The organism is Caballeronia mineralivorans PML1(12) (assembly GCF_001028175.1).
Taxonomy (GTDB): Bacteria; Pseudomonadota; Gammaproteobacteria; order Burkholderiales; family Burkholderiaceae; genus Caballeronia; species Caballeronia mineralivorans.
Map to the genome: position 1 here is coordinate 1 of NZ_AEJF01000250.1, position 11,260 is coordinate 11,260.

At 62.8% G+C, this 11,260-nt stretch carries 10 protein-coding genes and 1 pseudogene; 4 read left to right on the forward strand and 7 right to left on the reverse strand.

Annotation, left to right across the window (positions count from 1 at the left end; all coding sequences use genetic code 11):
- A partial coding sequence (locus EOS_RS40825) for an alcohol dehydrogenase catalytic domain-containing protein (protein ID WP_047897929.1) occupies positions 1–483 on the reverse strand: 483 nt, incomplete at its 3' end.
- A gap of 329 nt (positions 484–812) precedes the next feature.
- Here EOS_RS40825 and EOS_RS40830 point away from each other — a divergent pair.
- Together EOS_RS40830 and EOS_RS40835 are read left to right on the forward strand one after the other, a co-directional pair.
- On the forward strand, positions 813–1,820 hold the full coding sequence (locus tag EOS_RS40830; RefSeq protein ID WP_075645486.1) for a 2-hydroxyacid dehydrogenase: 1,008 nt from the start codon (positions 813–815) through the stop codon (positions 1,818–1,820).
- Positions 1,821–1,830: 10 nt separating this feature from the next.
- Entirely contained in the window at positions 1,831–2,646 is an 816-nt protein-coding gene (locus EOS_RS40835) for a glucose 1-dehydrogenase (RefSeq protein ID WP_047897931.1), read from the forward strand.
- A gap of 124 nt (positions 2,647–2,770) precedes the next feature.
- On the opposite strand, the gene EOS_RS40840 is transcribed toward EOS_RS40835, so the two are convergent.
- Both EOS_RS40840 and EOS_RS40845 read right to left on the reverse strand, forming a co-directional pair.
- Positions 2,771–3,874: a porin gene (locus tag EOS_RS40840; RefSeq protein ID WP_047897932.1), complete on the reverse strand. Its 1,104-nt coding sequence runs from the start codon at positions 3,872–3,874 to the stop codon at positions 2,771–2,773.
- Positions 3,875–4,007: 133 nt separating this feature from the next.
- Positions 4,008–5,216 carry an aspartate transaminase gene (locus EOS_RS40845; RefSeq protein ID WP_047897933.1) on the reverse strand — a complete coding sequence of 403 codons (1,209 nt, stop codon included), beginning with the start codon at positions 5,214–5,216 and terminating at the stop codon, positions 4,008–4,010.
- A gap of 264 nt (positions 5,217–5,480) precedes the next feature.
- On the opposite strand from EOS_RS40845, the gene nac reads away from it, so the two are divergent.
- Positions 5,481–6,422 (forward strand): nitrogen assimilation transcriptional regulator NAC, encoded by a 942-nt coding sequence (gene nac / locus EOS_RS40850; protein ID WP_047897938.1) that lies wholly within the window; start codon positions 5,481–5,483, stop codon positions 6,420–6,422.
- A gap of 18 nt (positions 6,423–6,440) precedes the next feature.
- Positions 6,441–7,406, forward strand: a complete 966-nt coding sequence (locus EOS_RS40855; protein ID WP_047897934.1) for a LysR substrate-binding domain-containing protein — start codon at positions 6,441–6,443, stop codon at positions 7,404–7,406.
- Between the two features lie 21 nt (positions 7,407–7,427).
- Here the strand turns inward: EOS_RS40855 and EOS_RS40860 are convergent, their stop codons facing one another.
- The 4 genes and pseudogenes from EOS_RS40860 to EOS_RS47355 all read right to left on the reverse strand — a co-directional run.
- The gene (locus tag EOS_RS40860; protein ID WP_047897935.1) at positions 7,428–8,156 is read right to left on the reverse strand and encodes an HpcH/HpaI aldolase family protein; all 729 of its coding nucleotides are present in this window, start codon (positions 8,154–8,156) and stop codon (positions 7,428–7,430) included.
- Positions 8,153–8,968 (reverse strand): SDR family NAD(P)-dependent oxidoreductase, encoded by an 816-nt coding sequence (locus tag EOS_RS40865; protein ID WP_047897939.1) that lies wholly within the window; start codon positions 8,966–8,968, stop codon positions 8,153–8,155. The genes EOS_RS40860 and EOS_RS40865 overlap by 4 nt, the downstream gene beginning before the upstream one ends.
- A gap of 2 nt (positions 8,969–8,970) precedes the next feature.
- Complete coding sequence (locus tag EOS_RS40870) at positions 8,971–10,665, reverse strand: hydantoinase B/oxoprolinase family protein (RefSeq protein WP_047897936.1); 1,695 nt, start codon at positions 10,663–10,665, stop codon at positions 8,971–8,973.
- Between the two features lie 14 nt (positions 10,666–10,679).
- Positions 10,680–11,260, reverse strand: a pseudogene (locus EOS_RS47355) (hydantoinase/oxoprolinase family protein); the annotation flags it as partial.

The following is an 11,260-nucleotide window of genomic DNA, read 5'->3' on the forward strand; positions in this document are numbered from 1 at the left end:
CGCGGCGTGCAGCGCCACGGACAACGGCTCGGCCATTGCCGCTTCGCCATCGCTCAGTGACGCCGACACTTCATGCGCCTGCGAACGGTCGATCACGATCTGCTGCCGGAACGCGCCTTGCACATGCGGACTGCGCATTGCACTGCCGTAGTAGCGCATATCGAGACAATGATTTTGCAAACCCTGCTGACAGTATTGGCACAAGCCGCACGGACGGCTCGGGCTGATCGCAATCCGTGTCCCGGGCAGGATGTCATCGACACCTGACCCGGTTTCCTGCACCACACCCGATACCTCATGACCAAGGATCATCGGTTCACGGATGCGGATGGTGCCGAATCCGCCATGCAGGAAGTAATGCAGGTCCGATCCGCAGATACCGCCGGAGCGGACGCGGACCAGCAACTGTTGCGGCCCGATCTCGGGCGTCGGCGTCTCCTCGACGCGCAGATCGTGAGGGGCGTGGATCACCAATGCATGCATATCAAAGCCTTGTGCGATGTTCTGGAATAGGGCGATGCCGCCGGCCAGGCGGCGTCGTGACGAACTAGCGGCTTGGGGCAGATGAGTCGTGCGCCTATGACGCCAGTTACGTTAAGACAACCTGGGGCCCGAACCAAGACGACTTTCATCTGGCCGGATAACAGGTGCTTATGGCCTACAGTGTTTTCGCGCCATAAGCACCTGTTATCCCGTCAAACCCAAACCGTCTTGGTGGATACGCATCCGGCCCGATACGCTTGGCGCAAGACTTCGACCATCGTGGGCGACGCTTTGCCCGCTAGCCCGGCAACCACCAAGGAGACCTGAACATGCCTGCTTCCGTGCTCGTCACGCGTGCGTCCTTTCCCGACATCGTCGACAGCCTGCGCGAGCACTTCGACGTCAGCGACAACGCCGAAGACATCGTCTGGAGCCAGGAGGAATTAATCGGGCGGCTGAGAGACAAGCGCGGCGCCGTCACGCATGGCAGCGACCGGATCGACGCCACCCTGCTCGACGCGTGCCCTGCGCTGCAAGCCGTGTGCAACGTCGGCGTGGGATACAACAACATCGATGTCGAGGCCTGCACGCGCCGTGGTGTCCTGGTGACCAATACCCCCGATGTGCTCACCGACACCACCGCGGATTTTGGCTTCGCCCTGATGATGGCGACCGCCCGCCGCATTACCGAGTCCGAGCATTTCGTGCGGCGCGCGCAATGGCGTAAAACCGGCCGCTACGACATGTTCGTCGGCTCGGACATCCATCACGCCACGCTTGGCATTCTCGGCATGGGCCGGATCGGCCAGGCGATTGCGAAACGCGGACGCTTCGGTTTCGACATGCGCGTGATCTATCACAATCGCACCCAGTTGCCCGCGGAGGTCGAGGCGGCGACCGGGGCGCACTACGTCGACAAGGGCACGCTGCTTCGCGAGGCCGATCATCTGATTATCGTCGTTCCCTACTCGCCCGCGTCGCATCATGCGATCGGCGCGCACGAGCTGTCGCAGATGAAAAGCACCGCGACGCTGACCAATATCGCGCGCGGGGGGGTAGTCGATGACGCCGCGCTCGCTCATGCGTTACGCGCGCGAACAATCGCCGCAGCCGGGCTCGACGTCTTCGAAGGTGAGCCTGATGTGCACCCTGCATTGCTGGATGTGCCAAATGTCGTGTTGACGCCGCATATCGGCAGCGCCTCGGTCGCCACCCGGCGCGCGATGGCCTCGCTGGCCATGCAAAACCTGATCGCAGCACTTGGGCACGGACCACACGCCGGCCAGCCGCCGACGTCGGTCAACCCTGCCGTACTGCGCGGCCTGAGCGCCGGATAGCCAGTGCACCATGCGTTACTCTTCCATCAATCAAAGTCGTAGCGGAGTTGCCTTGAACCCTATACTGAACCTATTTGACCTGACGGGCCGCACCGCGCTCATCATGGGATCGAGTGCCGGCATCGGCTACGCGCTCGCCCGCGGACTCGCCGGGGCCGGCGCCAGCGTCGTGCTGAACGGGCGTAACGAAGAGCGACTCGATAAAGCCGCCGATACATTGCGTCGCGAGGGCGCGACGGTCTACACCACAAGCTTTGACGTCACGCACGCCGGGGACGTTGGCTCGGCCGTGGCGCAGGTCGAAGAAAACGCCGGCCCTATCGACATCCTCGTGAACAACGCCGGCATGCAACGCCGGGCGCCCTTGCATGAGTTCTCGGCCACGCAGTGGAACGAACTGATGCGCACCAATCTCGACAGCGTATTCCTGGTCGGACAGGCCGTCGCACGCCACATGATCCCGCGCGGGCGCGGCAAGATCGTCAACATCTGCTCGGTGCAAAGCGAACTAGGGCGCCCGAACATTGCCGCCTACACGGCGAGCAAGGGAGCCGTGAAGATGCTGACGAAGGGCATGGCGATCGACTGGGGCCCACATGGACTGCAGGTGAACGGGCTCGGACCCGGCTACTTCAAGACCGAACTCACCGAGGCCCTGGTCAAGAACGAAGAGTTCAATGCCTGGCTCGTCGGCAGGACACCTTCACGCCGCTGGGGCGACGTCGACGACCTGGTGGGTGCGGCGGTCTTTCTTGCAAGCGACGCATCGAATTTCGTCAACGGCCATATCCTCTACGTGGACGGCGGCGTGACGGCAACGCTCTGAGCACCACGGGTCTACTCCAGTTGCAGCAATAGAAATTATTGAAGAGGCGCATTCACGTCGCCGAACCATGACGCGAGTGCGCCTCTGCATGACCCCGTGCAGGGTGAATCAGCCGCTTCTCGGCTCAGAACTTGTGCCGGATGCCGACCATGACCTCGAACACGCTGTTGTAGCCATTGAAAGGCAACGTGAATCCCGAGGTTCCAGCGAGCTTGGTCCACGCTCCGGTCAGGTGCGTATAGTTGAACCCCGTGTAGACGTCGGTACGCTTGCTCAGGAGATAGTCGAACACCGGTCCGCTCGTGATACGGGTACCGCTCGTACCGGCATGCCGCAGGAAATCGACGTACACCGGCAACCTGATATCGATCGTCGGCGTAACGTAGTAGTCGATCGCGGCTGAAAACGAGTTGTTCTTGTAGTCCGCCGGGTACACGTGACTGTAGATATAGCCGGCGAAAAGCGTTGCCGTTCCGATCTTGTAACTGCCGCCGATCGTAATGGCTTTCTGCGAGCTGTCCGGGATCGTAATGCCGTAGTAGGTGCTCCCATAGGTGGACGTAGCCGGCGTCAGGCCGCCGATATTGTTGATGATCTGATACGCGCCGCCGATGCTAAGCGGACCGCGGTCGTACGAGAAACCGACCGCCGGAGAGGACGCGCGATGAAAATCTCCCGCCACGCCCCCGAACGTATATGACCCGCGCAGCGTGAAGCCAGCCATCTGCGGCGACGTGTATCGAACACTGTTGTCCAGGCGTCCCCCGCCGGTCTCACCGGAACCCTGGAAGCCGAACGTGCCCGAGTAGTTGGACAACTGGAATACGTCGTTGGTCGCTACCATTTCGTGCACGAGCGTGTACTGCCGGCCGAGTGTCAGTGCGCCGTATGAATCGCTGAGCCCGACCAGCGCCGTGCGGCCGAATATGCGGGTACCGCCCGACGGCGTGGCCTGCTGGAATGCCCCGGTATTAGGTGTAAAGCCCGATTCGAGCCGGAAAAATGCTTTGGTTCCTCCGCCCAGGTCTTCGGTGCCGACCAGGCCCCAGCGATTACTTTGCATTGCGCCGCCATTGCCCATGGTGAAAAGCTTGCCCCCACTAGCGGTCTGATGCGTATCCATGCGAACGCCGACGTCGATGATGCCGTAGAGCGTCACGCTAGATTGCGCGAAAGCACTCGTGCAGCAGCCAGCACCAATAAGTAATCCGAATAATTTTGTTTTCACCCTATTCCCCTTGCGCGTTCACGATTGATAGCTCTGGATGTACTGCAACCATTCGAGCGACGCGCTTCCCTGCGCGCGCCCTTCCCTCTCTAGTTCCCCGGCATGCCGTCTCGCCGGTTTTATGTTCGAGCACTCAGCTCAGTTCTTTTACGGCTGCGGCGATCTTGCGGCACCCTTCCTCGATGACCTCGATGCTCGTGGCAATCGACATCCTGAAATACGGCGACGCGCCGTAGGCCGAACCCGCGACCAGCACCACGCCTGCTGCTTCGAGAAAATAGGAGACAACATCCACGTCGCTCGCGATCCGCTTGCCGCCCGGGGTTTGTTTGCCGATCAGGCCACCGCAGTTGACGAACAGATAGAACGCGCCGCCCGGCGTCCGGCAACTCAAACCGGGGACCGCATTGAGCAGGTCGAGACCGCGGTCGCGCCGCGCGCGATAGATCGCCAATGACTCCGCCAGGCTGCTTTGGTCGCCCTCCAGCGCGGCCAGCGCAGCCGCCTGGCTCACCGACGACGCACAACTGGTGGATTGCGATTGCAGTGTGTCCATCGCCGCAATCAGATCCGCCGGACCGGCCGCATAACCGATCCGCCAACCCGTCATCGCGTAGGTCTTCGACATGCCGTTGACGACGATCGTGCGATCGCTCAACGACGGCTCGATAGCAACGATGTGAGGATTGCCCCGATCGTCGAAGCGGATATGCTCGTAGATGTCGTCGGTCAGTATCAGCACGTGGGGATGACGCACGAGCACGTCCGCGAGGGCCCGCAATTCGTCGGCGGAATACGAAGCGCCAGTCGGGTTATTGGGCGAATTGAGGATGAGCCAGCGCGTGCGCGCCGTGATGGCGGCCTCGAGTGTCTGCGCGGTGAGCTTGAAGCCGTCAGCCTCGGCGCAGCGCAAGACGACCGGCTTGCCTTCGCAGGCAAGCACTATGTCGGGGTAGGACACCCAATACGGCGCGGGAATCAGCACTTCATCGTCAGGCTCGACTGTCACCGCAAGCGCATTGAAGATCGCGTGTTTCGCCCCACACGTCACGATGACCTGCTTCGGCTCGTAGGCGAGACCGTTCTCCTCGCGCAGCTTCGCCGCGATCGCGGTGCGTAACGCCAGCGAGCCCGCGGTCTGGGTGTAACGCGTCTCGCCTCGCTCCATGGCGTCGACTGCCGCACGGCGAATGTGCGCCGGCGTCGGGAAATCGGGCTCACCGATCGCGAGATTGACGATAAGCCGGCCTTGCCGCCGCAATTCAGCGGCACGATCCGCAGCAGCACTGCTGGGCGATGTTTTGATGCGCTGCACGCGCGCAGCTACTCTAGACGAACTCACTCCGCACTCCTTTTTGACACGGGTATGGCATCAAGGTAAGTGGGAGAAAAAAGTCCGGCCAAGACGGTTTTGTTCTACCGGAATCGCATTCGCTTATACCGTCCGCGACCGCCTTCGCACCGTCCCCGGCGCCCTGCTGCCAACCCGGCCGAGAGCCAAGGGTTAAACATTATTTTTTCGTTGTATCTCGCATTAGCGGCTTGCTTTACCATTTCCATCTCGATCTGCGAAAAGCAGAGTCCATCATCCGCGGGACAGACGTTCGTGAACCTGAGGCGCTTGAAGTACTTCGTGAAAATCGTCGATCTGGGTAGCCTGACGCAGGCTTCCGAGATCCTCCACATCGCCCAGCCCGCACTCAGCCAGCAGTTGATGATCCTTGAAGGCGAGTTCCGCCATCAGTTGCTGATCCGCACCAAACGCGGCGTGACGCCGACTGAAGCCGGCCACACCCTGTACCGGCACGCGCAAATCATCCTGCGGCAGTTCGAGCAGGCCCGAAGCGACATGGACAAGACCGGCGACACGCTCGCAGGCAAGGTCTCGGTCGGACTCGCACCCGGTACCGCGGCATCGGCACTGTCGCTGCCTCTGCTCAAGACCGTGCGCGCCCGGCATCCCGGCATCCTGCTGTATATCAACGAGAGCTTCGGCACCACGCTGAGCGAGCTGATCATCAACGGCTGCATGGACATGGCCGTGCTCTACGGCGACCACGCGCCGCACGGCTTGTCGTTCCAGTTATTGCTGAAGGAGGAACTGTTCCTCGTGACGCCGCGTGGCATGCACGTAGCGGCGGGACCGGTCGAGCTCGCGGCGCTCCGGGATATCGACCTGATGCTGCCGCGCCCCTACAACTACCTGCGTCAATATATAGACGACGCGTTGTCGAGCGCCCGCGTGCAGCCTCGGGTGGTAGCGGAAATCGAATCGTCCGCGACGCTTTCGGCGGCGATTCACGAGGGCATCGGCGCCACCATCCTGCCGGACTCGGCCGCGCGCATCATTGCTGCGTCGGGAGATGGCGTGCAAAGGCGCATTGTGGCGCCCGTCATAGAAGCACCGCTGTCGTTGTGCGTATCGGACCACCTGCCGCTCTCCGAACCCGCCGTCGCAGTGCACCAGATCCTGCTCGAACTGGTCGCGGATCTCACCGTCGGATCGCATTTGCAAGAAGCCGGCCTCGACGCTGAAAAGCTTTCCTAGCGCCATGGAACATCGACCATGACCGTCAGTTTCAAACTTCTCAATAGCTTCGTGAAGGCTGTCGAACTGGAAAGCCTGTCGAGCGCGGCGGTCAACCTGCACATCGCACAACCCGCGCTCAGCCAGCACATCAACCTGCTCGAACGTCACTTCGGGCAAAGACTCCTGATCCGTACCAACGTGGGTGTCAGTCCGACCGGTGCGGGTCGCGAGCTATACCGCCATGCACTCGTGATCCTCGACCAGTTGCACAAGGCCGAGTCGGACGTTGCGCGCACGGCTAACGTCATTTCGGGCAACGTCAGCGTCGGCCTTGCGACCTACAGCACCACCTCGATCCTGTCGACGCCCCTTTTGAAAACCGTCAGGCGCGACTATCCCGACGTCAACCTGTTCCTCAATGACAACTTCGGGCTGGTGCTAAGCGAGATGGTGATGACGAGGCGCATGGACCTGGCGATCATCTATGGGTCGGGCCCAATCAAAGGCGTGACCCTGCAACCGCTGCTTGTGGAGGAACTGTTCCTGATCGCGCCGCCGCACGCGGAATTGCCGCCTGACGTAGATGGTGCCATCCCGGTCTCCGCGCTCGGCGGCGTCGACCTGCTCCTGCCCGGTCCCACCCACTTCCTGCGCAAGCTGATCGACACGGCTTTCGCTCATGCGGGCATCAAGCCGCGCGTGGCCGCCGAGATCGAATCGGCGGCCACACTACGCGATGCGATCGAGGTAGGCCTTGGCGCCACCATCTTGCCGTGGGCCCTGACCAGCACATTCGTTGGCGCCGAGCGTCCGCTGACGCGCCGACTAAGTGGCCCCACCATTCGGGCCACCGTCTCGCTTTGCGTTTCCGATCATCAGCCGATGTCGGACCAGGCCGCAGCGGTACGTGACACGCTAAGCCAATTGGTGAAGGAACTGGTTGCGTCGCAGCGGCTGGTCGGTGTGAGCACGCCCGACGAATCGGGCGTAGCGGTTGCTTGACGGCGACGCCTCGGCGACAACTCAGGCAGACACCCTTTCGCTGCGTGCGGCCTGTGGCGCCGACAAGCCGAGCATCAGCGTCACACCGTCGCTCACGAATGGGTCGGCGTGATAGTAGAGAAGCTGCGCGCCCGCTTCGACCAGATGCGCGACATCCTCCCTGACCACTAGCGTGCCGGCAACCTTGCCGGCACGGCGGATGCGTCCGAGGGTGTGGTCCACGAGATCGAGCACGGCTTGCGGACGACGCGCGCCGGGTGCGACGCGCGGCGAATAGCCCATCGACTGAGACAAGTCACCCGGTCCAACGAAAAACACGTCGATGCCTTCGACCTCGAGAATTTCATCGAGATTCCCGACAGCCTGCGTCGATTCGATCATCACGATCACGAGCTTGTCGTCGTAGTCGTCCGGACACGCGTAACGCACGGTCCTGACAACGTCGCGCGCGTTGTCCGCGGTATGCACGAGCGGCACCATCACGCCGTCCGCGCCGCAGTTCAGGCATCGCGTGATAGTCGAGCGGTCCTGGCTCTGCGGGCGCACGATGGTGTAGCCGCCGCCGAAGCGGGCCGCCTTGGCCATCTTCTGCAACTCCTCGAAACCTGCCGCGCCGTGTTCGCAGTCGATGAAAATCGAGTGGGCGCCGGCGCGCGTGAGCTTCTCGGCCAGGCTTGACGAGACGTGATTCGGATTCACCATCAGCACGGATGCACCGCTCGCGAGCCGTTGTTTCAGCGCAGCACTCATGATTTGTTTCCTTCGGTTGTTACCGGGGCGACGCCATCCGGGGCGCCGAGCCAGCGGCTGATTTCAGTGTCGGGCCCCTGGTCGCGTTGCAGCGTCGGGCTGATCACCAGTTCCTCGATCGTGGTGCGTGCAGGCAACGTGCAGCACAGCAGGATCGCCCGTGCCACGTCGTCGGGACTGACCATTGCCGCACGTTCCTCGACACTTGGCGGGCGCACGCGTGTGTCCATGATGGGCGTGTTGACCTCGCCGGGAAGGATCGTCGTCGCGCGGATATTGTTGTTGCGGAAAGTGGCGTGCAGGTACGTCATGAGGTTGCGCACACCCGCCTTCGCCGCGCCGTAGGGCGCACCGCCGAGCAGGCTCGGACGCACGGCAGCAAGCGACGACACCGTGACGATGGTGCCGCCGCCCGCCGCGAGCATGCCCGGCAGCACTGCCTGGATCAGCACATAGACTGCAGTGAGGTTCACGGACAGCGTCGCGTTCCAGTCGTCCTCGTCGATCCAGCGAATATTGCGCACGCGGCTCGACGCTCCGGCGTTATTGACGAGAATGCCAACCGGGCCAACCTCCGCCTCGACCCAGCGCACCAGATCGATCATCTCCTCGCGACGCTCCAGGTCCACAGGGCGGGCCCAGGCCTTGCCGCCCGCCGCCTCGATCTCGGCGACGACCTTGGAAAGCGCGGCCTGTCTGCGGCCGATCACCACGACCCTCGCGCCTTCAGCCGCGAGCTGCAGCGCGGTCGCCCGGCCAATGCCCGAACCGCCGCCAGTGACAAGGGTGACTTGTCCGTCGAGCGTGCCCATGATCATTGCCCTCCTGTGTTGTTTGCGAGTTCGGTCGCGCTCGGGGCGCTATATCCATAGTCGGCTTTGGCGCATTCGGCACTCACCAGGCCCTCGCGCAGGTCGCGCTCGATGAGCTCGTGCGGCCGCTCGGTCGCGTTGCCCCAGCCGCCGCCGCCCGGTAACTCGAGCACCAGTTGCTGACCCGGCTCGAGCACCAGTTTGCCCTTCGGGAACACCGCCTGACCATCGCGCAGCACCGCACCCGCGCGCCCCGACTGGCCGCCGAGCACACCAAAACACGGGTGCTTTACTCGCTCGGTGCTGAGATAAATGTTCATCGGCCGCGACGACAGGTTGCGCAATACACCGCGCTGACCCAGGCCTCCACGATACTTGCCGGCGCCACCCGAGTCGGCGATCAGTTCCTTGCGCTCAGTGAGAATAGGCACGGCAATCTCATACATTTCGATCGGCGTGACCTTGCAGTTTGACGGGAAGCTGAGGGTATCGTTGCCGTCCATCGCGGCACGCCCGCCCTGGCCGCCGTGAAAATTCTGGATGCTGCCATAGGCGCTGCCATCGGCTCGCTGCCCCTGGCAGTTGACACCCCAGATCGGCGCGCCGCCGCTGTCGGCCTGCGTACGCTCCGGAAGCACGTGCTGAAGGGCGCGAAAAATCAAGCTCGGGATGACGTGGCCGATCAGGTTGCGCGCGCTGCCGGCTGCGGTCCGGCCCGGGTTCAGGATCGAGCCTGCAGGTGCCTCATCGGTGATGGGAATCATGCAGCCTTCGTTGTTCGGCGTTTCCGGATCGAGCAGGCATTTCAAGGCATAGACGCTGTGCGCGACGCGATAGTGCGGCATCACGTTGATACCGCGCGCCACTTCCGCGGAAGTGCCGGCATAGTCGACGTGAATCGACTCGTCTCGCACTTCCACGCTGACGCGCAGATACACGTCCGTCTCGAAACCGTCCAGCGTGACCTCAGCGCCATATTTGCCATTCGGCAGCGCGGCGATCGCGCGACGCATGAACCGCTCCGAGCGCCCGTGGATGGCTTCACCCAACCCGTCCAGGTCGTCGAGCCCATACTCGTCCATAAAGCGCGTGAGCTCGCGGTTGATCACCTCGTTTGCCGCGACCATGCTCTGAATGTCGCCGCGCACCTCGTGCGGCAGGCGCACGCTCGCCTCGAGGACCGAGAAGACGTCCTCGTTAGGCTTGCCCGCCTTGAACAGCTTCAGGATCGGCAGGCGGATGCCTTCCTCGAACATGTCTGTCGAATCGGGCGACTGCGGCCGGCCGCCGATGTCCGGCAAGTGCGCAATGCTCCCCGCGTATGCGACGATACGGCCGTTGCGGAAAATCGGCGTGAGCATCACCAGGTCCGGCAGATGGCCCGTGCCGATCATCGGATCGTTGGTCGCGAGCACGTCGCCCGGCTCCAGCGACTCCGGCGGGAAGGCCTTGAGAAAGTAGTTCTGCGCGGCCATCGGCAATGCGGTGATGAAGACCGGGATCGACCATGTACATTGCGAGAGCGCACGGCCCTTCGCATCGAGCAGCACGGTGACGTAGTCGTGGTTCTCACGTACGATGGGCGAGAAGGCGGTGCGGCCCAGCGCGCTGTCGGCCTGGTCGGCGATAAAAACGAGACGATCCCACATGACCTGCAAGGTAATCGGATCGTTAAAGTCGGGATTGCGGATAGTCATGACTGTGTCCTTCCTCAAGCAAGAAGCATGATCAGATTTTGCTGCGCATCGACTGAAGCAGTGGCACTCGGTCCAACGACCACGGTCGATTCACGCTGCTCGATGATGGCCGGACCCTGGATCTGCAGGTCGGGCGTGAGGGCGTAGTGGTCGTACACGGGCGTCTCAACGTACTTGCCCAGTTCGTCGAAATAGACTGGCCGCCTCCCCTTCAGCGGTTCCTGCCCCGCACCCCGCCCGCCGCCGATCGCGGTCGCTGTCACATCGCTGCGAGGTCCGCTCACACGCACGCGCCATGTGATCACCTCTACTTCGGAACCCGAAACAGTGCGTCCGTACAGCGCCTTGTACGCGGTATAAAAACGTTCGAGCAACTGCTCGACAAATCCTTTCGCAGCCACGTCCTGCCCGGGCAATGCAACCGAGATTTCGTGCCCCTGGCCAACGTGACGCATGTCGACGGTGTAGGTTGCCGTGACGTCCTCGGGCCGCACGCCGCTCGACATGACGACCTCGCGGCCCTGCTCGACCAGCGGGTCGAGCACTGCCCTGATCACCGCCACGTCCCACGACGCCACGGCGAGCGGACGGCTCG